The 23,616-nt window shown below is 68.0% G+C and carries 24 protein-coding genes; 12 read left to right on the top strand and 12 right to left on the bottom strand.

Going from position 1 to position 23,616, the window contains the following annotated elements:
- The first annotated feature begins 82 nt into the window (after positions 1-82).
- Complete coding sequence (locus DEQ67_RS18270; protein ID WP_008610349.1) at positions 83-847, top strand: inositol monophosphatase family protein; 765 nt, start codon at positions 83-85, stop codon at positions 845-847.
- Between the two features lie 97 nt (positions 848-944).
- Here DEQ67_RS18270 and bioB read toward each other — a convergent pair whose 3' ends face one another.
- A complete protein-coding gene (gene bioB / locus DEQ67_RS18265) occupies positions 945-2,003 on the bottom strand; it encodes a biotin synthase BioB (protein ID WP_115861359.1) in 1,059 nt (352 codons plus the stop codon).
- 140 nt (positions 2,004-2,143) lie between these two features.
- Positions 2,144-2,341 carry a hypothetical protein gene (locus DEQ67_RS18260; protein WP_004041251.1) on the bottom strand — a complete coding sequence of 66 codons (198 nt, stop codon included), beginning with the start codon at positions 2,339-2,341 and terminating at the stop codon, positions 2,144-2,146.
- A gap of 149 nt (positions 2,342-2,490) precedes the next feature.
- Here DEQ67_RS18260 and DEQ67_RS18255 point away from each other — a divergent pair, with 149 nt between their 5' ends.
- Together DEQ67_RS18255 and DEQ67_RS18250 are read left to right on the top strand one after the other, a co-directional pair.
- The gene (locus tag DEQ67_RS18255) at positions 2,491-3,009 is read left to right on the top strand and encodes a TRAM domain-containing protein (RefSeq protein ID WP_004041252.1); all 519 of its coding nucleotides are present in this window, start codon (positions 2,491-2,493) and stop codon (positions 3,007-3,009) included.
- 93 nt (positions 3,010-3,102) lie between these two features.
- The gene (locus tag DEQ67_RS18250) at positions 3,103-3,543 is read left to right on the top strand and encodes a hypothetical protein (RefSeq protein ID WP_049896016.1); all 441 of its coding nucleotides are present in this window, start codon (positions 3,103-3,105) and stop codon (positions 3,541-3,543) included.
- Positions 3,544-3,684: 141 nt separating this feature from the next.
- Here DEQ67_RS18250 and DEQ67_RS18245 read toward each other — a convergent pair whose 3' ends face one another.
- The 4 genes from DEQ67_RS18245 to DEQ67_RS18230 form a co-directional block, all read right to left on the bottom strand.
- A complete protein-coding gene (locus tag DEQ67_RS18245; protein WP_004041254.1) occupies positions 3,685-4,719 on the bottom strand; it encodes a transcription initiation factor IIB in 1,035 nt (344 codons plus the stop codon).
- 170 nt (positions 4,720-4,889) lie between these two features.
- Positions 4,890-5,192, bottom strand: coding sequence for a stress response translation initiation inhibitor YciH (yciH, locus tag DEQ67_RS18240; RefSeq protein WP_004041255.1), 303 nt, complete (start codon positions 5,190-5,192; stop codon positions 4,890-4,892).
- A 99-nt stretch (positions 5,193-5,291) separates the two neighbouring features.
- Positions 5,292-6,065: a helix-turn-helix domain-containing protein gene (locus DEQ67_RS18235; RefSeq protein WP_004041256.1), complete on the bottom strand. Its 774-nt coding sequence runs from the start codon at positions 6,063-6,065 to the stop codon at positions 5,292-5,294.
- A gap of 113 nt (positions 6,066-6,178) precedes the next feature.
- Positions 6,179-7,561 carry a helix-turn-helix transcriptional regulator gene (locus DEQ67_RS18230; protein WP_115891534.1) on the bottom strand — a complete coding sequence of 461 codons (1,383 nt, stop codon included), beginning with the start codon at positions 7,559-7,561 and terminating at the stop codon, positions 6,179-6,181.
- A gap of 420 nt (positions 7,562-7,981) precedes the next feature.
- On the opposite strand from DEQ67_RS18230, the gene DEQ67_RS18225 reads away from it, so the two are divergent.
- The 3 genes from DEQ67_RS18225 (at position 7,982) to DEQ67_RS18215 (ending at position 9,631) form a co-directional block, all read left to right on the top strand.
- Complete coding sequence (locus DEQ67_RS18225) at positions 7,982-8,419, top strand: hypothetical protein (RefSeq protein WP_115891535.1); 438 nt, start codon at positions 7,982-7,984, stop codon at positions 8,417-8,419.
- 365 nt (positions 8,420-8,784) lie between these two features.
- Positions 8,785-9,402: a class I SAM-dependent methyltransferase gene (locus tag DEQ67_RS18220; RefSeq protein WP_004061895.1), complete on the top strand. Its 618-nt coding sequence runs from the start codon at positions 8,785-8,787 to the stop codon at positions 9,400-9,402.
- A 67-nt stretch (positions 9,403-9,469) separates the two neighbouring features.
- The gene (locus DEQ67_RS18215; protein WP_004041260.1) at positions 9,470-9,631 is read left to right on the top strand and encodes a hypothetical protein; all 162 of its coding nucleotides are present in this window, start codon (positions 9,470-9,472) and stop codon (positions 9,629-9,631) included.
- Positions 9,632-9,730: 99 nt separating this feature from the next.
- Here the strand turns inward: DEQ67_RS18215 and DEQ67_RS18210 are convergent, their stop codons facing one another.
- Positions 9,731-10,519 (bottom strand): helix-turn-helix transcriptional regulator, encoded by a 789-nt coding sequence (locus DEQ67_RS18210; protein WP_115803661.1) that lies wholly within the window; start codon positions 10,517-10,519, stop codon positions 9,731-9,733.
- A 199-nt stretch (positions 10,520-10,718) separates the two neighbouring features.
- Here DEQ67_RS18210 and DEQ67_RS18205 point away from each other — a divergent pair, with 199 nt between their 5' ends.
- Positions 10,719-11,690, top strand: a complete 972-nt coding sequence (locus tag DEQ67_RS18205) for a DMT family transporter (protein WP_115803662.1) — start codon at positions 10,719-10,721, stop codon at positions 11,688-11,690.
- A 266-nt stretch (positions 11,691-11,956) separates the two neighbouring features.
- Here the strand turns inward: DEQ67_RS18205 and DEQ67_RS18200 are convergent, their stop codons facing one another.
- From DEQ67_RS18200 to DEQ67_RS18190, 3 genes are read right to left on the bottom strand one after another with little or no spacing between them, the layout of a single operon-like run.
- A complete protein-coding gene (locus DEQ67_RS18200) occupies positions 11,957-12,355 on the bottom strand; it encodes a hypothetical protein (protein WP_115891536.1) in 399 nt (132 codons plus the stop codon).
- Positions 12,352-12,717, bottom strand: coding sequence for a phosphatidate cytidylyltransferase (locus tag DEQ67_RS18195; protein WP_115891537.1), 366 nt, complete (start codon positions 12,715-12,717; stop codon positions 12,352-12,354). The genes DEQ67_RS18200 and DEQ67_RS18195 overlap by 4 nt, the downstream gene beginning before the upstream one ends.
- 57 nt (positions 12,718-12,774) lie before the next feature.
- Positions 12,775-14,481 (bottom strand): histidine kinase N-terminal 7TM domain-containing protein, encoded by a 1,707-nt coding sequence (locus DEQ67_RS18190; protein WP_115861349.1) that lies wholly within the window; start codon positions 14,479-14,481, stop codon positions 12,775-12,777.
- A 204-nt stretch (positions 14,482-14,685) separates the two neighbouring features.
- On the opposite strand from DEQ67_RS18190, the gene DEQ67_RS18185 reads away from it, so the two are divergent.
- The 5 genes from DEQ67_RS18185 to DEQ67_RS18165 all read left to right on the top strand — a co-directional run bounded on the left by DEQ67_RS18185 (position 14,686) and on the right by DEQ67_RS18165 (position 22,069).
- On the top strand, positions 14,686-16,674 hold the full coding sequence (locus tag DEQ67_RS18185) for a helix-turn-helix domain-containing protein (protein ID WP_115891538.1): 1,989 nt from the start codon (positions 14,686-14,688) through the stop codon (positions 16,672-16,674).
- Positions 16,675-16,873: 199 nt separating this feature from the next.
- Positions 16,874-17,506 carry a TasA family protein gene (locus DEQ67_RS18180; RefSeq protein ID WP_004061909.1) on the top strand — a complete coding sequence of 211 codons (633 nt, stop codon included), beginning with the start codon at positions 16,874-16,876 and terminating at the stop codon, positions 17,504-17,506.
- Between the two features lie 153 nt (positions 17,507-17,659).
- Positions 17,660-19,363, top strand: coding sequence for a TasA family protein (locus DEQ67_RS18175; RefSeq protein ID WP_115891539.1), 1,704 nt, complete (start codon positions 17,660-17,662; stop codon positions 19,361-19,363).
- The gene (locus DEQ67_RS18170) at positions 19,360-20,184 is read left to right on the top strand and encodes a signal peptidase I (RefSeq protein WP_115891540.1); all 825 of its coding nucleotides are present in this window, start codon (positions 19,360-19,362) and stop codon (positions 20,182-20,184) included. Before DEQ67_RS18175 ends, DEQ67_RS18170 begins: the two co-directional genes overlap by 4 nt.
- Before the next feature lie 7 nt (positions 20,185-20,191).
- Positions 20,192-22,069: a hypothetical protein gene (locus DEQ67_RS18165; protein ID WP_115891541.1), complete on the top strand. Its 1,878-nt coding sequence runs from the start codon at positions 20,192-20,194 to the stop codon at positions 22,067-22,069.
- Between the two features lie 34 nt (positions 22,070-22,103).
- Here DEQ67_RS18165 and DEQ67_RS18160 read toward each other — a convergent pair whose 3' ends face one another.
- Both DEQ67_RS18160 and DEQ67_RS18155 read right to left on the bottom strand, forming a co-directional pair.
- Positions 22,104-22,460, bottom strand: a complete 357-nt coding sequence (locus DEQ67_RS18160) for a hypothetical protein (RefSeq protein WP_004061917.1) — start codon at positions 22,458-22,460, stop codon at positions 22,104-22,106.
- 65 nt (positions 22,461-22,525) lie between these two features.
- The gene (locus DEQ67_RS18155) at positions 22,526-23,548 is read right to left on the bottom strand and encodes an LLM class flavin-dependent oxidoreductase (protein ID WP_115861339.1); all 1,023 of its coding nucleotides are present in this window, start codon (positions 23,546-23,548) and stop codon (positions 22,526-22,528) included.
- Positions 23,549-23,616 lie beyond the last annotated feature (68 nt).

Below are 23,616 nucleotides of genomic sequence, written 5' to 3'. Positions count from 1 at the left end.
TACTATGATAGCAACGTACTGAACAGATTACTATTGAGACAACATAGCAGTCACAATATACGAGCCCCGGCCACGTCGGTGCATGGTGAACGACCGCTACCTGTGGACCGCGATTCGGGCGGCCGAGGTCGCCGGCGACGAGTTACGGGCCCGGTTCGAGTCGAGTTCGCGCGAGCGGTTCCGCGACCGCCCGGCGGACGAAGCCGCCGAAGCGCGAATCACCGACGTGATAGCCGCCGCCTTCCCGGACGACAACGTCGTCTCCGAGGAGGGTTCCCCGGAGTTCCGCCCGAAGCCGCGCTGGGTCGTCGACCCGCTCGACGGCACGGTCAACTTCCACAACGGCGTGCCGCACTTCTCCGTCTCTATCATGTACGAGGGTGCGACGCGGCCCGACGTCGGCGTCGTCAACTACGTCCCGGCGGACCAGTTGTACGTCGCAATCGAGGGCGAAGGCGCGTTCGTCAACGGGCGGGAACTCTCGGTTTCGAACGCCGCCGAGCTGTCTGAGGCGCTCGTCGTGACCGGGTTCGACTCGCTGGCCCGAGCGAACGGCGACGGCGCGTACCTCGAAGCGCTCTGCGAGTCGACGCGAGGCGTTCGCCGGATGGGGTCGGCCGCCGCGGAGTTGGCGCTCGTCGCCGCCGGCCGCTTCGACGTGTACTTCGAGCAGAACCTCGATATGTGGGACGCGCGGACCGGCCCGCTTCTCGTCCGCGAGGCCGGCGGCGAGGTGACGCACGTCGAGGCGATAGACGACGTGACCGGCGACACCGTCGTCGCGTCCAATCAGGCGCTCCACCGGCAGGTCATCTCGCTCATGTCCCGGCACAGCGCGCTCGGGTGATGTGGCGCGTCTCGGGCGGCGGTTCGGCGGTTCGGTGGTTCGGCGGTTCGTCGATTGGGCGGTTCAGGGTTCGACGGCTCGGCGGTTCGTCAGTCCCTCAGCCGTCTCTCGCTTCTCGGCGCTTGACGGCGTCCACGTCGAAGTCGTTGACCGCGCGGTTCGGTTCGAGGCCCGCCCGCTCGACGACCTCGATGTCGGCCGCCGGCGACTGGCCGTCGGTCGTCAGGTAGTCGCCGGTGAGGACGCCGTCCGCGCCGGCCTCGAACGGCAGGTGTTGCTCGTCGGGCGCGAGATTCACTTCCCGCCCGCCGGTCAAACGGACGCGCGCGTCGGGGTGGAGCAGTCGGTAGACTGCGACGGTCTTGACGAGTTCCGTCGTCGTGATGTCGGCGTGGTCGGCGTCGCCGAGCGGCGTGCCGGGGACGGGGTTGAGCACGTTCACCGGGAGCGACTCGATGCCGATTTTCTGGAGTTCGAGAGCGGCGTCGACCCGGTCCGCCGGCGTCTCGCCCATCCCGAGGATGACGCCGGCACAGAGGTCCATCCCGGCGTCTTTCGCCCGCCGGAGCGTCACGAGTCGGTCCTCGAAGTCGTGGGTTCCGACCACTTCGTCGAAGTACCGCGGCGAGGTCTCGATGTTGTGGTTGTAGTGGTTCACGCCCTCCGCAGAGAGGATTCGCGCCTCCTCCTCGGTGAGCAGGCCGAGCGAGGCGTCGATTTCGACGCTCGTCTCGTCGCGGACGAGTCGAATCGCCGCCAGCACCTCCGCCCACTCGTCGGGTCGGCGCTCCTTCGAGACGCCCTTCTCGGCGACGACGATGCCGAACCGCTGTGCGCCGTCGCGTTCGGCGCGCCGCGCGGCGTCTAACACCGCTTCCGGCCCGAGAAAGCCGTGCGTCTCGATGCCGGTGTCGAAGTGCGCCGACTGCGCGCAGAAGCCGCAGTCCTCGGCGCAGTCGCCGGCCTTCGCGTTGACGATGGAACAGGCGTCGACGGTCCCGTCGGAGCGGACGGAGCGGACGTAGTCGGCACCCGCCGCGAGGGGCTCGACCGGCTGCGCGATGAGCGCTATCCCGTCGGTCCGGTCGAGTTCGTCGCCGTCGAGCACCCGCCGCACCGCGTCGTCGACAGTCGGGTTCCCAGTCTCGTAAACCATACTCAACTACTCAGTTGACGAACTCAAAAATCCGTTGTCTCGTCGACATCCGTCTTCCCGACGAGAAATGCTCGCCCGTGTGTGGGACGGCCGACCCCTCGGGGGCCGCCCGGCCACGTTCGCGCCCGCGGATGCGTCACTCACCGAGCGGCGTCGCTCGGTTCCACGGCCGTCTGCTCGTCGTCGGACTCCTGTATCGACTCGTACTTGCCGCGGTAGTACAGCCACCCGAAGACGAGCAGCGTCAGGGGAAAGAACACGAGGGCGACGAGCGCCGCCGGCGGAAACAGGACGAACAGCGCGAACGTCTGCCACGAAACGAGTGTGTCGCGTGCCATGCCCGATAGTTAGCATTGGTTTGACATGTGTCTTCGGGAACGATTCCGGTCGGGTCGAATCGGATTTCCGGGGATTCTATCGTGTCTCGGCGACCGGAACGGTAGTCACTTTCACCACCTTTTATTTTGTTTGAGTCGAAGTAGCGGTAGTGACTGATATCTCAGATTCTCTTCGGCTCCTTTTCGAGACGTCGGTCGAGCGAGACGGCGACCGTTACGTGGTGTCGATTCCGACCGAACTCGTCGAAAACGGGTCGATTTCGACGGAGGAACTGTACCGCGTCGCGCTGCTTTCGAGTCCGCACGCCGCGTCGGCGACCGAGGCCGCTGTCGAATCGGCGGCGGCGACGACGACGGAGACGACGGCGACGACGACCGCTGACGACCGCGACATCGATTCGGACCCCGCTCGGGAATCCGCCGCCGACACCGCGTCTGGACCCCGCGAAGCGCACTCTCAGCCGCGACAACCGCCCGTCGCGGAGGGCGACGTTCGGTCCGTCATCATCGACACGCTCGGTGACCAAGGCGACGGCATCGCGAAGGTCGAACGCGGCTTCGTCATCATCGTCCCCGGCACGGAACCCGGCGACCGCGTCGAGGTCGAAGTCACCGACGTGAAACAGACCGTCGCGTTCGCGGAACCGGTGGACGGCGCGAGCGTCTGACCCGCGGGTCCGAACGCCGGCTCTGCCCTCGTGGTTGGTATATTCCAAACGAGACCACATTAGGCTCGGAACCGTAGCCGCCGATACCATTCTATGTCCGAACGAACGTTCCGTCACGCCTCTACGCTATCCGACGATGCGCGAGCCGAGTCCCATCGAACGGACCGCCCGGCGTCCGAATCGGGCGATGACGCCGACATGGACGCCGCCGACGTGCAGTCGCGGTCGGCGCGCACGAACCGATGGTGTCCGACTATCCGGCAGGGAATCGCGCTGTGGGCGATTATCGCGGTCGGCTGGGCGGTCATCCCCGCAGACCATCCGATGCAGATTGCCGTCGCTATCAGCGGCGTGTACGCCTCGCTTCTCCTGCCGACGGCGCTCTACTTCGACTACCGGGAACGACGCGCCGAATCGAGCGCCGAGGGGAGAGTCCGCGAAACCGCGGGCGCACTCGCTGACCGCGTCCGCGACGCGCTGCCGGGTCGCGGCAGTTCGACTCGCGCGTCGTCGTCGTGTTCGTGCAACCGCTGACGGCGTGAGAACGGCGTCGCGTCGCCCGCGGCCGAACCCGCACAGTCTGAATGGGTCGAACGGGTCGAACAGTCCGAACGGGGCGTCTGAAAACGACGCGAATCGAAGAAAGAAGCGTCTTCTCGCGCTCGAAACGTCCGCTTAGGCGGTCGACCCGACGGCCCTTTCGCCCGATTTCTGGGTCGCTTCGAGGAGTTCGCGGTAGCGGTTTCTGATGGTCACTTCGCTGATGTCGGTCACGTCGCTCACCTCGGACTGCGTCAGTTCCTCGTCGGCGAGGAGCGCGCCGGCGTAGATGGCCGCCGCCGCGAGCCCGACGGGGCTCTTGCCGCTGTGGATGCCCTGCCGCTTCGCGTTGTCGAGGAGCGACCGAGCGCGGCGCTCCACGTCGTCGCTCACGTCGAGTTCGGAGACGAACCGCGGGAGGTACTGCGCCGGGTCGGCCGGCTTCATGTCCAGCCCCAGTTCGCGGGAGACGTAGCGGTACGTCCGGGTGAGTTCCATCTTGTCGACGCGGGAGACGCGCCGCACCTCGTCGAGGGAGCGCGGGACGCCGGCCTGCCGAGCGGCGGCGTAGATTGCGGCGGTGGCGACGCCCTCGATGGAGCGGCCGGGCAGCAGGTCGTCGTCGAGCGCGCGGCGGTAGATGACCGAGGCGGTCTCGCGGACGGTGTCCGGAAGCCCGAGCGCCGAGCCCATCCGCTCGACCTCGCCGAGCGCCTGCTTGAGGTTGCGCTCTTTGGAGTCGCGGGTGCGGAACCGCTCGTTCCACGTCCGGAGGCGCTGCATCTTCTGGCGCTGTCCCGTCGACAGGGAGTTGCCGTAGGCGTCTTTGTTCTGCCAGCCGATGTTAGTCGACAGCCCCTTGTCGTGCATCATCGTCGTCGTCGGCGATCCGACGCGGGATTTCTGGTCGCGCTCCGCGGCGTCGAACGCGCGCCACTCGGGGCCGCGGTCGATTTCGTCCTCGCGGAGGATTTCGCCCGTCTCGGGGTCGACCCACTCGCCGTGCTGCTCGTCGTAGACGAGGTCGGTCCGCTCCGCGACCGCCGCCTCGGCCGATTCGGTCTCGGCCTCGCCCTCGTCGCGCTCGTCGCCGGACTGTCGGGCCTCGGGTCCCGCCGCCGGTGCCGACTCGTCTCGCATCGAACGCCAGTCGACGTGTTTCGTGTCCATTGAGTACCTCTGTATTCCGGACCCAGGGTAATGGGCTCTCGTTTGGAATATACCAACTGTGTTCGTTCCCGGAATACGCGACCGGGAGACATCGACCGCTCGCACGTCGGTTGCCGCGTCAGTCATCCGCCCTTTTCGGCCGCGAGAGCTATCGAATCACGACAACACGCTCAGCGCTCGACGCCGAAGCCCTCGTCGCGGAGCGCGGCTTCGAGGCGCTCGCCGTGTTCGCCCTGCAGTTCGATGCGCCCGTCGGTCACGGTCCCGCCGACCGCGAGCCGTCGCTTCAACGTCGACGCGAGGGCGTCCAGTTCGTCGGCCGGGAGGTCGAGACCGTCGACCACCGTCACGGGCTTGCCGTACCGTCGGGTGTCGACGCGAATCGACGCGCGCTGGTCCGCCCGCGCGAGGTCGTCGCCGATTCCGAGGTCGTCCGGCAGGCCGGTGATGTCGCTGAAAGTGTCCTTTCCCACGCATCTACGTACGCGTCCGCGGCGTATCAGGGTGTGGTTGGAATGTTCCAACCGTTCTGCGGCCGCCTCTCGTCGAGCGTCCGGCCCGGGAGTCGCCGGTCAGGCGCTCGCTTCGAGCTGTTCGGGGTCGACGCGGTCTTCGACTTCGGTGCCGAGCGTGCCGGTGACGAACTGCCGGGCCAGCCACGCCTCGGCGCGGGTCAGGCGGTACTGGAGCGTCGAGTTCGGGATGTCGAGTTCCTCCGAGATTTCTTGGACGGTGTGCTGGCGCGGCGTCTCGTAGTAGCCGAACTCGACGGCGGCTTCGAGCGCGGCCTGCTGTTCCGGCGGGAGGCCGTCGGCGGAGACGCTCTCTTCGAGCCAGCACTCGGGTTCGCTGATGCGCTGGACGCTCAGCGAGAGGCCGTCGCTGAGGCTGTCTTTGACCTCCTCGTAAATCTCGCTTACCGTGTCGTCGTCGGAGATGAGCAGTCGCCACTGGTTCTGTGCCCCCCGGCGTTCGGCCTGCATCAGGAGGCCGTCGCCGATGTGCTTCGCGGCGACGTGGGGAATCGACTGAATCCCGTCGCCCTCCTCGCGGCAGGAGTAGACGATGCGCCCGTTGGGCGTCTCCGACAGCACCTCGTACTCCCACTCGACGACCGGCGCGCCGCACATCCCGAGGACGCCGTTGCACCGGGTGGCCTGCTCGATGACCTCGTCGAACGCTTCGAGCGCCTCCGTCGGCCCGGTGAGGCGGTCGAGTCGCCACATCGACTCGCTCGTGGCGTGTATCGCCATGGTCTTGGAGTGTAAATCCGGGTTCTCGATGAACAGGTCCATCACCTCGTCGGCACCCCGCTCGTACTCGACGGTGAAGACGAATTCTCGCATGAGTCTTCCCTAGTTCCCCGAGGCCTATATTCTTGGTTGGTATGTTCCAACTCCGTCCGCGGTTCGGGATTCCAACTCGCGGGTCGGGTCGTCCCGGTCGCCGCGTCGCCCGCTCAGGACTCGTCGAACGGCGACCGGGCGTGTTCGGGAACGCTCTCCGGGCGGGCGATGAGGTTCTCTCGGCCGAGATTTATCTTCGCGACGGTTCCCTCGTCGGCCATCCGCGAGAGGACGCGACTCACCTTCGATTTCGACCACTCCGTTCCCTCGACGACTTTCGACTGCCGGAGTTGGCCGCCGTTGTCGTCGAGGAGCCTGAGGACGCGCGTCTCGTCGTCGAGGAGTTCCTCGGCGGCGGGGGAGCCGTCGGCGGGGGAATTGTTGGCGGCCGACTGCGCACGCGCCGCACCGCCGCCTCCGCCAGTCTGGACCGCGTCCGCCGACGCTCCGTCGCCTCGGCCGTCGACGTGGTCGGCCGCGCGGGCGCGAACGTCGGACAGCCTCGCTCGCGCGTCGCTGTCGCGGACTCGCACGCCGACGACGAGCAGGGCGACCGCGATGGCCGCGACCGCGAGGACGAGCAGCCAGCCCTCGCCGCCGAGTTCCAGCGACCCGACGACCGCCCCCGGCGCGGCGTTCGGGTCAGTCCCCGCTTCGACCTCAGCACCGTCGCCGCGGCCGTCGCCGTCGGTGTCGGTGACTGTCGGGTTGGTTTCGTAGCGGTTGACCTCCGCGCCGTCGTCGAGGCCGTCGCCGTCGGTGTCGGCGGTCGTCGGGTCCGTGCCCTGGGTCGTCACCTCAGCGCCGTCGTCGAGGCCGTCGCCGTCGGTGTCGGTCTCGGTCGGGTTGCTCCCCTGCTCGTTGATTTCGACGCCGTCGCTGAGGTCGTCGCCGTCGGTGTCCGTGCTCGTCGGGTCGGTCTCGTAGCGGTTGACCTCCGCGCCGTCGGGTACGCCGTCGGTGTCGGTGTCGGCGACGAGCACGTCCGTGCCGCGGCCGAGTTCGTCCCGGTTGCCGAGGTTGTCGCCGTCGGCGTCGCCGGCCGGCGCGAGCACCGTGACACCGCGACTCGCCTGCGCGACCGGCTCGCCGCCGTCCCCGGGTCTGACGACCGCTGTCACGGTGCGGTCGCCGGTCGCGTTCGCCGGCCACGTTGCGAACTCGAAGCCGACGCGCCGTTCACCGGTCGCGTTCGCCCCCTCGCTTCCGAGCGGTTCGCACCCCAACAGCATCGTCGAGCCGTCGTCGCGGTCGGTCTGCAAGCAGACCTCGGTGTCGTTGCCGTCTCCCGCGACGGTCACCGAAACCGTCGAGGGTTGCCACGAGGCGACGTACGGCCGGCCGTTCTCGGTCGCGACGACGCCCGGGCCGCCGTGGTCGACCGCACGCACTTCGACGCCATCCGCGGCGACGACGACCGGCGAGACGGCGACCGCGACGACGAGTAACGCCGCGACGAGCGTCCATCCGACCCCCGAGACGCGTTTGACTGGCATGTGTTTGTTCTTTATCTGTCGACTCTGCTAGTGTATAATGTTTTGTTTATCTGTTTATTGAACATTTTTACAACTATTCGGACAGTCAATTCGGTCTGAATGTTTTCATATACTGTATTTTCTCCCGGTCCGGGTCGTCGGTATCGACAGTCGCCACCGGGGTTCACAGGCGGGTCTATCGCTTCTCGATGTCGTTCGTCGCCGTCCGCGACCGCTCGCCGTCGTCTCTCGCCGGGTCGCTCCGCAGCGACGAGACAATCGCCGTACTGGGCCGCCCTCGTCGGCCCTCGGTTGGCTGGCGAACGTTCCGTTAATCCGACTGAAACGGTCGAAACAGTCGCTCGAAACGGTTGTTCAGGGGGAGAACGGTCGGGACGACTCTCCCCCATTATCATCCGCCGAGCGAGACTGCTGACTGCGATGCGCGAAACGCTCACTCGACGGCAGTTCGGTGTCGGCGTCGCGGTAGCGACCGTCGCACTCGCCGGCTGTACGGACACGGGCGGTGGTGGTGGTCCCGTGAACGGTACGAACGGCACGGACGGCGAACCCGCGGTCGGCGGTACCGAGACGACAGCCGAGACCGGTGGTGTCGGGACGACGACCGAGGACGAGACGACGATAGCGACGACAGAAGACGAGACGACGACGATAGAGACAACCGAGGAAGAAACGACGGAAGACGAATCGACGACCGACGACGGAACGACCGACGACGAGATGACGGAAGACGAGACGACGACCGACGACGAAACGACCGAGAACGAGACGACGACCGACGACGAAACGACCGAGAACGAGACGACGACCGACGACGAAACGACCGAGAACGAGACGACGACCGACGACTCGGCGTAACGACCGCGGTCGACGACCCGCTGGCGCACGCGCCGCGAGCGAGGCACGGCACGCTCGACTGGTACACCCGACTGCTCGTGCCCGCGGCGGCGCTCACCCCTCCAGCCCCCCACGACACACTCGCTCCCTGTCCCTTCGCGGGACAGCCGAATCCCCCCTGACGCACCCTTCACGTTCGGTCCCCTTGACGCACACCTCCTCGACGTGCCCTCCAGCACGCTCCCCCTGTGCCCTCCAGCACGCTCCCTGCGCCCTCCAGCGCACTCGACCGACGTGCAGTCACCGACTTTTCGGACCCCAATCGCGTTCCGTCCCGGTGGCGCACACTCCGCGGAACATTTACCCGCCCGCTCGCTACTCGGGGTATGGACGCAGACGACAACCACCGCGGATGGGCCGAGCGTTCCGGCGACTTCTCGCCGGAGTACTACGCCCAAATCGGCCCGAACGAGGTCAGCGAGACGCTCGCGACCGTGTTCGAGCACTACGCGGCGGAGGACGCGTCGATTCTCGAACTCGGATGTAGCTCCGGTCGCCACCTCGCGCACCTCCACGACCGCGGCTACGAGGACATCACCGGCATCGACATCAACGACGACTCCTTCGAGGTGATGGCCGAGTACTTCCCCGAACTCGTCGATACCGGCACGTTCCTCACCGGCGCAATCGAGGACCTGCTCCCCGACTTCCCCGACGACAAGTTCGACGTTATCTACTCCGTCGAGACGCTCCAGCACGTCCACCCCGACGACACGTGGGTGTTCGAGGAAATCGCCCGCGTCTCCTCGGACCTCGTGATAACCGCCGAAAACGAGGGCAACGGCCCGACGCGCGGGCGCGCCGGCTCCGAGGTGAGCTACGTCAACGACGACTTCCCGCTGTATCACCGCAACTGGAAAGACGAGTTCTCGGACCTCGGCCTCGCCCAACTGCTCTGCGAACCGGGCAAGCGCGACACGGTTCGCGTCTTCCGGGTTCTCTGACGCCCCGCGCTCGGCTGCCACACTCACAACTTGTTTCAATGAAGCCGGCGAACAGGGCGTGCTGACCATGTACACGATGTCCAGCGACGACTTCAGCGTTCATCAACAGGACTGCGACGAGGCCGGGTCCGGGATTCCCATCACCAGCCTCCCGGACGAAGTCACCTCTCTGGACGACCTGCCGTGTTCCTGCTGGGACGAGGTCGACTCGTTCGACGAACTCGACTGACGGGTGGGACGAGGGCATCTGCTGGCATCTCGCAGGCCGCCGATATGTCTCGTGAGTCGGTTGACGGGGCGACGACGCGGTCGGTCGTGATACCCGCTTTCAGAGTCGGTCGAGGTCGAGTGGCTCCGCCGCCTCCCAGTAGCGCTCGAACAGCTCGTCGGCCCACGTGAGCACCTCCGGTTCGGTCACGTCGATAGAGGCTTGGAGGATGCCGCTGTCGTCGCGGAGGAACAGGTGGACCGTCGAGTCTGCGATGGTCGCCGCCATCGGAATCGGCTCGTCGGTGATGCGGACGGCGGCCGCGTCGGCGTCGAGGAGGTCGCGGAGCTGTTCGCGCAGTTGGGAGTCGTGGGCGAGCGCGTCGATGGCGTCCGACGAGAAGACGCCCTCGAACCGCTGGTCGCCGGCGGCGGTCCGCTCCCTGACGATGTCGAGGTTCTGTTCGTTGAAGGCGTACGAGAAGATTCGCACGTCCTCGGCCTCGCTCAGAAGGGTCACGGCGCGCTTGACAGGCGCGTTCGGCCGGACCTGACTCGGCGTGGTAATCGTCGCCTCGGTCAGGTGTTCGAGGTCGAACGTGATGGCGTCGGTCGGGAGCCACTCGACGACCGGCCGGAGCTTGGCGTCGGTGTCGAGGATGTCGACGAGGTCGTCGAAGCCCCGCGAGACGAGTTCGCCCGTCACCGTCGCCCGGTACGCGCCGTCCTCGCGGACGAGCCACGACCGGTCTTCGAAGTCGCTGAGAATCCGCCCCATCGTCGGCTGCGACGCCCCGGTTCGCTCGACGAGTTCGCGTCTGGAGTGCGGCCGCTCGGCGAGGTATCTGAGCGCGTCGACGCGGTTCTGCGAGAGCGCGAGGAACTCGATTTCGTCTAATGCCGACTCCATGCGGCGACGTTGTGCGCGCTCCATTAAACCCTTTTCGCGTCTCGAAATTATTTCACACCATGAATCATGCTCGACCGCCGCGGACTTTTCTTGCCGTGAATTGATTTCTGAATCAAACTATACGTGGGGGAGTCGTACGTGTATCCAAGATGCGTTCACTTCACTCTGCGTTCGGTCTCTCGCTCGGAGGTGTGGGTCGGTGACGGCGACGCGCCGGCGGCTCGTCCTGTTCGTGCTGACGGCGTTCTTCTTCGGCGGGACGTTCGTCGCCGCGAAGGCGGGCCTCGACTACCTGCCGCCGCTTTTGTTCGTCGCGCTCCGGTTCGACATCGCGGCGGTGCTGCTCGTCGGCTACGTCGTCGCCACCCGCTCCCGCGCCGAACTGCTCCCGCGGTCGGTCCGCGACGTGGTCGGCATCCTCGCCACCGGCGTGTTCGTCATCGGCCTCGCCAACGCCCTCCTGTTCGTGGGGCAGGAGCACGTCTCCAGCGGCGTCGGGTCGATTATCTTCAGCCTCAACCCGATTCTGACGCCCGTGTTCGCCATGGCGCTTCTCGCGGATGAGCGCCTCTCCACCCGGGGCGCGCTCGGGATGCTCATCGGCCTGCTCGGCGTCGGCCTCGTCGTCGGCGTCGACCCCGCGAACCTGCTCGACGGCGAGGCGCTCTGGAAGGGCGTCGTCTTCCTCGGCGCGGTCAGCGGCGCGCTCGGGACCGTGCTCATCCGCTGGGCCGACACGTCGCTTTCGAGCACCGTCCGCACGGCGTGGGCGCTCCCCGTCAGCGCGGCGCTCACCCACGGCATGAGCGTCGCTTCCGGCGAGTCGCTCGCCGCGGCTACGTGGTCTCCGACGGCGCTCGTCGCGCTCGCCTACGTCGGCGTCTTCGCCGGCGCGGTGGCCTACCTCACCTACTTCGGCTTCCTCGACGACGTGGGGCCGATTCGCGGCAACCTCGTCTTCTACGCCGTGCCCATCGTCGCGACGCTCGGGGGGACGGTGCTCCTCGGCGAGTCGATTTCGACGCTCACCGTCGTCGGCTTCGCGACTATCTTCACCGGCTTCGCCGTCCTCGCGACGGAGTCGCTCCGCGGTACGGTCGTCCGCGTCTACGACGAACTCGGGTCCCGCGTGGCCGGTCTCGCCGGGGCCGCGGCTCCGGGCCGCGACTGAGTCGCTGACGAGTCGCAGACCGGTCGCTCGCTGAACGACGATGACCGGGTAGAAATGTAGGGGCGGACCATCGGGCGGCAGTCCGAGGGGGCAGGGTCGGAGTACCGTTGGCACGGGATGGGCCGCCTGTCTGTGCAGATATGTCACCTGTCCGCCGACCAGACAGCGTCGTGCGGACATGTGGAAATCGCCAGCTCCCTAAGTAGTCTTTTTGGCCGACGCCTCGAAAACCAGCGGACTGCGACGTGGTCCTTCCGATTTTCGCACTATCTATCGGAGAGCGCGACCGCCCCGAGCGCGGCAATCAGACAGCAGTTCCCGACGCCGACGAGGAACAACGCGTTCCAACCGGACGTATCGACGACGAGGAGCGCCGCGAACGCCGCGATACCGAGGGCGAACAGGAGGACACCGAGATAGCGGTCGTACCGCGGGTCGTAGTCGATTTCGGCCAGACGCAGGAGCGGTCCCGGTTCTGGCGGTTCGTCGCTCCGAGCGTCGCGGACTTTCCCGCGGAGATGCAGGAGCACCATGCCCGTCGCAGCGGTCCAGCCGACGCCGGCTGCGAGGTTGCCCTGCGGGCCACCGAAGGCAACGGCAAGTCCCACAAAGACCGACGTGGCGGCTATCGCCCCTGAAACGGCGGTCTCGCTCGGTCCCGTCATTCGAAATCCAGCCGGAGATAGCTCGTTCCGTGCCGGTAGTTGTACGCCTCGACCACGATGCCGAATGCCGAAAGAACCGCGAGAACGGCCCACAGGAGATTCGACAGCGCGCCGCTGACGTATCCGCCGGCGAACAGGAACGTCGTGTACACCGCGGAAGCGAGCGGGAAGGCGGGGTGTTCACGGACGGTATCGACCGCGCCGGCGGCCATGTAGACGAGCGTGAGCAGACCCATGGCGGCGAGCACCGGGTCGACCGGCCCGTCGATGAGCGTCGCCAGACCGACGAAGACGGCGGCGACGGCCGCGAGCACGGCCACTCGCCACCGGCTGACGCCGGCGGGCAGAACGGTGGAGGGCATCGCCTTCCTATCGACGTGCTGACTTTTTGAGTGTTTGGGAGCGCGGTCGTCCCGCTCTCAGGCCTTCCGCAGGCGGACGACGAAGACCGCGCCGCGGGGCTCGTTGTCCTCGACCCACACGTCGCCGCCGTAGCCGCTGACGATGGTGTCGACGAGGTAGAGGCCGAGGCCGGTTCCGGGGCTTTCGAGCCCCTTTTCGCCGCGGCCGAACACCACCTCTTTTCGGTCGTCGGGGATGCCCGGTCCGTTGTCGGCGATGCGGACGAGCGCGTCGTCGTCGCGGACCTCGACCGACACGTCGATTTCGGCCCGGTCGGTGTCGTTGTGCCGCACCGCGTTCGTGAGGAGGTTGCGGAAGACGGTCCCCAGCATGTCGTCGGCGACGACGGTCACGGTCGACGGCTCGTCGGGGAGCGAGACCGACGCGTCGGCGGTTCCGTCGCGGACCGCGCTCGCTTCCGCCCAGAGCGGTCCGGCGAGCGTCGTCGGGCGATTCGTCTCCTCGTCGTCGAGCATCGTCGCCATGAGGTTCCGGACGTTCACCGTGAGTTCGGTGGCGTGCTCGCCGTTCCTGATTATCGTGTCGAGGCGCTCGCGCAGCGCCTCGTCGTCGACCGACTCCTCGACCAGTTGCGCGTTGCCGAGGATGACGGCCATGTCGTTTCGGATGTCGTGGCGGACGATCTGATTGAGGAGCGTGAGCTTCTCGTTTTGGGAGAGAATCGTCTGTTTCTGGCGGTGTAACTCGGTCACGTCGCGGAGGACGATGACCCACCCGACGGTCTGGTCGCCCCGTTCGAGTCGCTGGGAGCGGGCGCTGAGATACACCGCTTCGCCGCCCTCTCGGGTGGTTTCGATGCTGTCGTTTTGTTCCGTCGTCAGGTCGAGGTCCGGCGAGACCGCGGTGACCGGGTCGCCGACGGCCGCGCCGAAGCGCTCTAAGAGCGCCGCACCGCGGGTGTTGACGTGGACGATTCGCTTGTCCGCGTCGAGGACGAACACGCCGTCGGGCGACTCCTCCATCGCGGTCGTGTAGGCGATGGGCGGCAAGTCGAGAAACCGGTAGCGAAAGAGCGCGATGCCGATGGCCGCGGAGGTGACTGCGGCCGAGGTCGGAACGAGGTTCACGCCGTCGCTGTTGAACGGCGGGATTCCGAGCGAACTGCACGCGACGAAGACGAACGGGGCGGCGAGACCGACGCTCACCAACACCGCCTGCGGGATGTACGTTCGACCCAGTCGGGCCGCTTCGTAGAGGATGAGCACGATAGCCAGCACGGAGAGCACCGCGTTGTAGAGCAACTGCAACACGACGTGACCGAGACCGACGTCGACCCGCAGGACGACGAGACCGTTCGTCTCGACGAGGCGCGTCGCCTCGATGGCGAGGCCGTTCGGATTCGCAAACAGGACCGCCAGAAAGACGGCCGGCACGGTCATGACCGCCGCGACCAGTCCGGGCGTGATTCGGCTGACCCGGTCGGTGTGGAGGAGCGTAAAGAGGAACGCGAGCGCGCCGAGCGGCGCGACGCCGAAGTAGAGAAACCGGTAGAAAAGCAGCTTCAGCGCCGGGTCGGTCTGCAGGAGTTTGAGCGCCGCAAACCCGGTCCAGAGGGCGAGTCCGACGTTCACGGCGAAGAAGGTAACGAGCTCGGACGACTGCCCGTGGGCCTGCATGTGCCGGAGGCTGTACGCCCCGAGTAGGACCGCGGTACTCATCGCAAAGAGGGTCGGAAGGACCAAAACGGTGTACTGCCAGTCCATCTCTCACCGGGCCCGACCGCTGCTCGCGTCCATCGGTGCGTGTTCTGTGCCCGCTCTGGTATTTAGAGGTGTCTGTTTGCGAGCGATTATTCCCGTCGCTGTCGGCGCAAACCAAACGAGCATTCCATGTTTCTCGGGCCGCCGCCCGGACCCGTTACCCGAACAGCTTATCCCGGTCGATGTGCCACGGACGGCCGAACCGCCGTGACCGAGACGACAGACGAGACGAGTGCGGACCCCGTCACGGTCCTCCTCGTCGACGATAACCGCGACTGGCTGGCGCTCGTCGTGCAGCGACTCCGCGAGGAGGCCCCCGACTTCGACGTTCGGGAGGCCAACAGTCCAGAGGGCGCGCTCGACCGCCTCACCGACGACGTGGAGTGCGTCGTCAGCGACTACTACATGCCCGGTCGGACGGGCATCGAGCTGCTTTCCGAGGTCCGCGAGCACCGACCGGACATCCCGTTTCTCCTCTTTACCGGCGCTGGCAACGAGGGACTCGCCAGCAGCGCGCTGTCGGCCGGCGCGAACGACTACATCGTCAAGACGAGCGTCGGAGACAGCGCCGCGGCGCTCGCCACGCGCGTCCGAACGGCCGTCGACAAGCACCGGACCGAGCGCGCGCTTGCCGAGAGCGAGGCGCGCTACCGGACGCTCGTCGAGAACGTCCGCGACGCCATCTTCGTCGCCCGCGACGGCGGCGTCGTCTTCGTCAACGAGGCGGCGACGACGCTCACCGGCTACGACCGCGCGGCGCTCACAGACGGCGACATCGTCGAGACGGTCGTCCACCCCGACGACCGGGCCCGCGTCCGCGACGCGCTCGACCTGTCGGCCCCGCGGTCGCTCGACATTCGCATCCGCGACCGCGCCGGCGAGACGCGCCACTGCATCCTCGATGTCGACTACGTCGTCGACGACGGGCTGCCGGGGTCCATCGGCGTCCTCCGGGATATCACGGCGCAGGTCCACCACCAGCGCCGACTCGAACGCGAACGCGACACGAAGGAGGCGATTCGGGAGATTCTCGTCCGGCAGTCCTCGCGCGTGGAGGTCGCGGAGTCGTTCTGTCGGTACATCGGGAGCGACCCCGACGCCGTCGTCGCGTGGGTGGGCGAGCGGACCGCGGGCGGCGGGCTCGACCCGCTCGCGGTCGTCGGCGACGAGCCGTACCTGCGCACAGCAGGCGTTCTCGACGCCGACGCGGCGGCCCGGCGCGACTCGACCGAACCGAGCCTGACCGCCTTCCGCGAGGGCACGACGGTCGTCCGCGGCGTCGAAGGCGTCGACGGACGCGAGTCCGACGCGCCGGCGACCGCCCCCGACGCCGGGTGGACGGCGGCCGCCGGCGCGGACGGTATCGAAACCGCGGTCGCCGTCCCGCTTCGGTACGGCGGCGTCGACTACGGCGTTCTCGGCGTCTACCGCCGCGGTGCCGACGACGACCGGGAGCGACGGCGACTCGAAGAGTTGGCGGAGACGCTCGGCTACGCCCTCAGCACCGCCGAGAGCCGCGAGGCGCTCGTGGCCGACGAGGTCGTCCGCGTCAGCCTCCGCGTCCGCGACGCCGACGCGGGGGTTCTGGCGGTCGTGGACGCGCTCGGCCGCGACGCGGAACTCGTCGTCCACACGGTGTTGCCACGCGGCGACAGCGAGCGCTACTTCGTGACGGTTCGCGGCGCGTCCGAGGCCGCGGTGACGGACGTGCTTTCGAGCCTCGACGGCGTGACCGCCGGTGCCGTGACCGCCGACGGCGGGGTCGTCCGGGCGCAGTTCGACACGGCCGCCCCCTCGCTGGGGACGGCCGTCGCCGACGCGGGCGGCGTCCTCCACCGCGTCGTCGTGGCCGCCGGCGAGGCGACCGTCGTCGTCGACCTCCCCCGGCGGCGACCGGCCGGCCCGTTCGTCGAGGCGCTCGCGGCCGTCTTCGACAGCGTCACCATGACCGCGCGGAGCCACCGGACCGTCGAGTCCGATATCGGCGCGAGCGTGCTGGCCGGCCTCACCGACCGACAGCGCGAGTCGCTCGAAGTCGCGTACCGGACGGGCTACTTCGAGCGCCCGAAACGCCGGAGCGCCGCCGAAGTCGCCGAGGCCATCGGCGTCTCGCGGTCGACGTTCACCCAACACCTCCGGGCGGCCCAGCGGAAGGTCTTCGCAGAACTGTTCGACGGCGAGCGCGGCGGTCGGTGAACCGACCGCTCCGATACGCGTTCGTCGGTTCCTCCGCGCTCACGTGCCGAGCGCTATCACGTCGCTCGGTTCTTGTCGGATACCGCATAGTGGTGGTATCGGGTTATTGCCGCGTAATCGAGTAGAGATATCTGAAGGTCACCCCACCCAGAATATCACGGACGGGAGTGGGTGTACGGTGGGCCGCACGGAGAACTCAATGGCAGACAAAGTATTCAAACTCACGCGACGCCGCGCCCTCGGGGGGCTCCTCACGATTGGTGCGGGAAGCGCCGCCGCCGGCGTGGGCACGTTCGCCCTCTTTAACGACACCGAATCGAGCACCGAGAACACGCTTCAGGCGGGGACGCTGAGCCTCGCCGACGGAGCCAGTTCCGCGAGTTTCAGCGCCACGGGTCTCGCGCCCGGCGACGAGACCGACACTTTCGAAGTCGACCTCGAAAACGACGGGTCGCTCGACGGCAGTCTCGACATCGACCTCACGCTGACCGAAAACGACAGCGACGCCACGGCGGGCGACGACGGCGACGCGGACGCCTCGGTGGCAGACCTCGCGGGCGTCCTCGACGTGACGACGTTCGAAGTCGGGAGCCTCGACGTGCTCGACGACCGCTTCGGCGGCTCGGCCACCCTCGCTGACGTGGTCGCGGCGAACAGCGACGCGGCCGACGGCGACGACGACTCGAACGTCCAGGACATCGACCTCGAATCCGGCGAGACGAAGACGTTCTCCTTCGCGCTGGCGATGCAGGAAAGCGCCGGCAACGAGTTCCAGGCCGACGGGCTCGACATCCAGTTCGACTTCGAACTGAACCAGCGGGACAGCCAGTAACGACCCGGCAGAACCGCCGGTAACGACCCCGCAGCACAGCCAGCAATCACCCTCGTTCGCGGGCGACGGGGACGACGCGACTCGGTCGCAGCCACTCCGACCGAGTCTCCTCTTTCGTCCCGGCCGTTCGGACGCACTCATCGACGCCACTCAATGCCGAAACAGACGCCAACGCTGACGCTCACTCGACGCCGCTTCCTCGGCGGGCTCTTCACGATTAGCGCCGGAAGCGCCGCCGCGGGCGTCGGCACCTACTCGGCGTTTTCCGACGCCGAGCGCGCCGACGCGTCGTTCGGCGTCGGCACGCTCGACCTGACGGTCGACGGCGACGACGAGCAACTCACGTTCCTCGAAGAGGTCGACGTCGCGCCCGGCGACAGCGGCACCGCGTCGGTGACGCTCCGCAACCGCGGGTCGCTCACCGGCTTCCTCGACATCGACGTGCTCGGCGTCACCGACGACGAAAACGGCCAGTCGGAGCCCCCGTCGCAGAACGACCCCCGCGTCGGCGACGGCGAACTCGCGCAGGTGCTCGAAGTCCGCGCGTGGCTCGAAGCTCCCGACGGGTCGAAGACGTTCCTCTGCGGGCGTTCGGACTACGCGACCCTCGACTCGATTTTCGTCGCGGACGAGACGTTCGACCTCGATTACGAACTCGCCTCCGGCGAGTCGGTGGAGTTCTCCATCGCGTGGCGACTCCCGTCGAGCGCCGGCAACGAAGTCGCCTCGGACATCGCGGGCGTCGACCTCCGGTTCGCGCTCGACCAGCGAGCCGACTCGGACGGCGGCGCGACCTGCGAGGCCGGCGACGACGACTCGGAGTCCGGCTCCGGCGACGCCCGCGACGCGATGGGCGGCTGGGACTGGGCGACGGTCGCCCGCTACGGCGAGCCTTACGACGGCTTCGTGTACGGCAACTCGGAGCCGGAGAACTACGAAATCGCGGTGCTGAAGCGTTCCGGTCCCTTCGAGACCCGCCTCCACAAGCAGAACAACGACTGGCAGCGCGCGTGGGTCTCGGGCCGAACCGAATCGTTCCGCGTCGACTTCGACGGCAGCAAGGTGACGATGACCGTCGGCGACACGGAGTACCCGGACAAATACGGCCAGAAGGGACAGGGCGTCGGCGCGGGCGACGTGGTCGCGCTCGGCGTCACGGTCTCCGCCTCGGCCGCGTGGTCGTCGGTCGCGGTCTCGGACCTCGAACTCACCGCCGACGGGCGGACGAGCAGCCTCGCAGACGTTTCGGTCGACGCGACCGGCACGAACCACGTCCGCATTCGCCGCGAGATGGACGGGTCGTTCTCGCTCACCGGCAAACTCCGGTTCTCGTGGCACCACTACTCGCACGCCGACCCCGACGACCTCGTGGTGCGCGTCGACGTCAAGACAGACGGCGGCCACCATCACCACACCAGCGCCGAAGACGACATCGAAGCGGCTGAAATCGACGCGGACGAACGCGACCCGGTCGAAAAAGCCGCCGAAGGCGACGAAGACGACGAGAGCGACGAACTCACCGAGGCAGGCGGAGACGACGAGCCTCGCTCGGAGGAAAAGGACGCAGCCGAAGCTGACGAGAGCGGCACGGTCAACGAAACAAGCGGAGACGACGAGAGTCGCACGAGCGAAGACGCAGGCGACGAACCCGACCGGAGCGGCACGGTCAACGACACAGCCGGAGAGCCCGACCGGAGCGGCACAGCTGAAGCAGACGAGGGAACCGACGAGAAGCGTCGCCCGGGCGAGGATGCAGACGGTGAGACCGAAGTTGACGACAGCGACGACGACGGTGAGCAGGCGATGACGACGGAGACGACGGAGACGACGGAGACGATGGAGACGACCGACCAATGAACTGGTCTCGCCTCGCCGCGGCGGCCCGCGTCCTCGGCGGCGTCGTCCTCCTCGTCGTCGTCGCGCTCGTCGTCGTGCTCGCCGCGCCGCAGGCCTTGGGGGCCGACGCCAGTTACACCGTCCTCTCCGGAAGCATGTCACCGACGTTCGACGCCGGCGACGTGGTGGTCGTCCGCGACGTGTCGCCCGCGGACATCTCGGAGGGCGACATCATCACCTACCGAGCGGCCGGGAGCGCCATCACCGACGAGCGGACCGACCGCGTGACCCACCGGGTCGTCGCGGTGGACCGAAGCGGCGACAGCCCGGTGTTCCGGACGAAAGGCGACGCCAACGAGGATATCGACTCGGACCCCGTCGCCGCCGACCGCGTCGTCGGCCGCGTCTGGTTCCACGTCCCGTACCTCGGCCTCGCCGCGCAGTTCGCCCAGTCGCAACTCGGGTTGGTCCTGTTCGTCATCATCCCCGGCGTACTTCTCGTCGTGACCGAACTCTACTCGCTGTACGCCGACGCGCTCGTCGAGGTCGACTCCGACGAGTCCGACGAGAGCGCCGGACGCGACGGGTCGCCCGACGCGGGGACCGAGACCGGAACTGGCTACGTCAGCGCCTCCGACGGCGGCGTCACGCTCTCCCCCGAGCGAACGGGCGTCCGTCTCTCGGAGCCCGTTGCGGTCGTCGACCCGTCGACCTCGGCGTCCGCCTCCGTCTCCGCCTCCGCGTCCTCCGACTCGCCCGGCGACATGGTGTGGGTGACCGACCCCGTCGACCGCGCTTCTGACGCGGCGGCGACCGACGAGCCCTCCGAGGACGGGAGGTGAATTTCTCGTGACCGGCTCGGACGACGGGGACGCGTTCGACTTCGACTGGACGCCGGAGCGGTCGCCCGAACTCCTGCTCGCCGACGCGACGCGGTGTCGCCGCCTCGTCGACGCGTCGGCGGCCGACCGCGACGACGACGCCGAGCGCTTCGAGGAGGTCGACTTCGACCGTCTCTCGCGGGGCGACCGCGTCCTCTGTCTCCCGGGCGAGCGCCTCCCCGTCCACGGCGTCGTCCGGGCGGTCCGGCGTTGGGACCCGTCGTCGGCGTCGTTCGTCGGCGTCGACGGTGACGCCACGCTCGTCGAACGCGAGCGCGAGCGGTCCTCTTCCGACGAGGGTGACGGGCCGCGAACCGAGACGCGTCCGGTCGACGTCGGCGACGAAGTCGAACCCGGCGACCGGCCGACCGAGACGGCGCTGGTGGTCGAGTACCGCCCGCCGCGTGCGGGCCTGTTCCCGCTTCCGCTGTCGCTCGCCTCGCTCTTGCCGGCGAAACTTTTCGGCACGCTCTCGCCGCAGTTCTCGCAGGTCGTCGGCCGGGTGTTTATCGTCTTCGTCGTCATCGGCATCGTGCTGGTCGGAACCGGCTTTGCCGCTCCCGGAAGCATCGAACGCTTCCTCGACGACCGCGGTATCAACGACGTGCTCTCGGACCTCCGTGGCGACGACCCCGAGCCGTCGCCGCCGACCGTCACCGTGACCCCCCCGCCGCCGCCGACGCCGGACGCCCCACCGGAGGAAACGAACCAGTTCGAAGACCCGGACACTCCGACACCCGCGTCGACGCCGAGCGCGACCACAACGCCGAACCCGACCCCGTCGTCTCCCACGCCAACGCCCGCGCCGACGAGCAGTCCACCCCCGACCACCACGGCACGCGCTGGAACTGGCGGTGGCGTTGGAGGCGGCGGTGGCGGTGGCGGTGGCGGTGGAGGTGGTGGCTCCGGAGACAGTCAAACGACGACGACGGCCGAATCGTCGGTGTCGCCCGACCCGACGCTCACGGTCGAGGCCGCGGACCCGGCGACGGTCCGCAGCGTCGACGGGACGGTCGGGACGCTCAGCGGCCCCGTGACCGGGACGCTCTCGTGGACCGGCACGGTCGACAGCGTCGTGCTCGTGGTGAACGCGTGGGTCCCCGACGACGGCTGGCAGGAAGAGCGCCGCGTCACGCTCCGGGAGTCGAGTCCCGTGGACATCGCCACCGCACTCGGCTCCGACGTGACGTACGCCGAGGGGAACCGAACCGCCGGCTTCGCCGCCACCGACGACGGCGAGACGACTGTCACGACGGGCTACGTCTCCGTGACCGCGGTGTTCTTCCGTGACTCGACCGAGGTCGCCCGAACCGAGGAGACGGCGTCGTTCGACGTGACCGTCGAGAACACCGCCGGGAGCGCCCCGGCGGGCGTCGACCTCGAACTCGGCTCCGGCGGGGCGGGCGTCTCGCTTCTCGACACCCAGTCGGTCGCACCCGGCTCCGCGGGCAACTCGACGGGGACGCTCACCAACCGCGGGCGCGACCCCGGCGTGTTGACGCTGGAGTCGATGCCGTTCGAGTCCGCCGAAAACGGTCGCTCCGGCCCCGAGTTAGCGGTCGATTCGACCGGCGGAGCCGACGAGGGCGAACTCCACGAGGTGCTCGCCGTCCGGCTTCGCGTCGAGCGGGCGAACGGGACGAGTACCTACGTGCTCGGTGACGAGACGACGTATCTCGACTTCGCCGACGTGTGGAACGAGTCCGTCGCGCTCGGCCGACTCGACGGCGGGGAGTCCCTGTCGCTCGTCGTCGAGTGGCGGATTCGGGAGGCGGCAGGCAACGAGATACAGACCGACAGCGTCGACGTGGAGTTCGTCTTCACGCTCGAACAGGCGACCGACTGAGCCGTTCGCGCCTCGTTTTTCCGTCGCTCGCCGCTCAGCCGACGAAGAGCCGGAGGTTGAACGCCGTGGCGAACGCTCCGATGACGGCGAGCGTGACCGGCGGGAGGTAGTATAGGACTTTATCACCCACGCGAGCGCCGTAGACGCAGATGCCGAGACAGAGGAGGAACACCGCGAGCTTCGGGAGGACGAGTCCCCACCGTCCGAGAGCGTCCGTGCTCGCCACGAGGAGGGCGTTCGCCTCGTCGAACCGGCGCTCGTAGTAGAGAATCGTCAGCGTCGTGACGATGTCGCCGACGCCGTAGGTCGCCAGCGCGATGAGCCAGAGCAGCGAGAACTCTCTGGCCTCGAACGGCGTGTCTTCGAGCCGGAGATGACGTAGGCGTGACACACCTCTCATTTCGGGGACTGGGATATGAATCGACCGGGAGCCGGACTGTCTCGGAGACCGGCGCGTCAGACGAGGCCGACGCCCTCTGCGAGCAGTTCGTGCGAGCGGAGGCCGTCTTCGTGATTGCCGACGACGTGTTGAATCATCATCTCGTCGGCCCCGACGCGCTCCGCGAGCTGGTCCAACAGCCCCGAAATCGTGTCGGGACTGCCGGAAATCGCGCGCGGCCACTCGTTCGCTCCGAGGGTCGCCGGCGTGGGCTCGGGGACGCCGCCGAGTTCGTCTATCGCCTCCTCGACGGTCGGTCGCGTGCCGACCTCGCCGCGGCGCATCCGCTTGTACGACGCCTCGGCCACCGCGCGGAGTCGCGCGGCCTCCTCGTCGGTCTCGGCGCAGACGGCGTTCACCGCGACCATGCCGTGTGGTTCGTCGATGCCGCCGGCGAGCGACGACGACTGGAAGCTCTCGCGGTACTCCTCGAAGGAGTGGACGGCGAACTGGGGTCTGATGAAGCCCGCGAAGCAGTAGGGGAGTCCGAGTTCGCCCGCGATGGTCGCGCTTGACGGACTCGACCCGAGCACCCACGGAACCGGCAGGTCGCCGTCGCCCCGCGGGATTTCGAGGTCGGCGTAGGGGTGTTCGTCGGGGTAGTCGTCGTAGAGGTGGTTGACGACGGCCTCGATTTTCTCCGCGTGGTCGCCGTCGGGGTCCTCGACGTGCCGGTCCGTCCCGAGCGCCTGGTCCGCCGCCGGCGACCCGTTCGCCCGCCCGAGTCCCGCGTCGATGCGGCCGGGCGCGAGTCCGTCGAGCGCGCCGAACTGTTCTGCGACCTTGAACGGGCTGTAATGGTTGAGCAACACCGCGCCGGAACCGAGCCGAATCGAGTCCGTCTCGGCGGCGAGGTGGCCGAGCAACACCTCGGGCGTCGTCCCCGCGAGGGTGTTCGCCATGCCGTGGTGCTCGGCGACCCAGAAGCGCGAGTAACCCAGTCGCTCGGCTTGCTTGGCGGTTTCGACGGTGTTCGCGTACGCGTCGGTCGCGGTCCCACCTTTTGGAACCGGCGAGAGGTCGACGATAGAGAAGTCCATACCCCCGCTCCGAGACTGCGAGGAATAACGATTGGGCTCCCAGCAGATGCGTACTGTTCTCGGTGAGC

Source organism: Haloferax sp. Atlit-48N, assembly GCF_003383015.2.
Lineage (GTDB): Archaea > Halobacteriota > Halobacteria > Halobacteriales > Haloferacaceae > Haloferax > Haloferax volcanii.
This window is presented reverse-complemented; position numbering and strand designations above follow the sequence as displayed.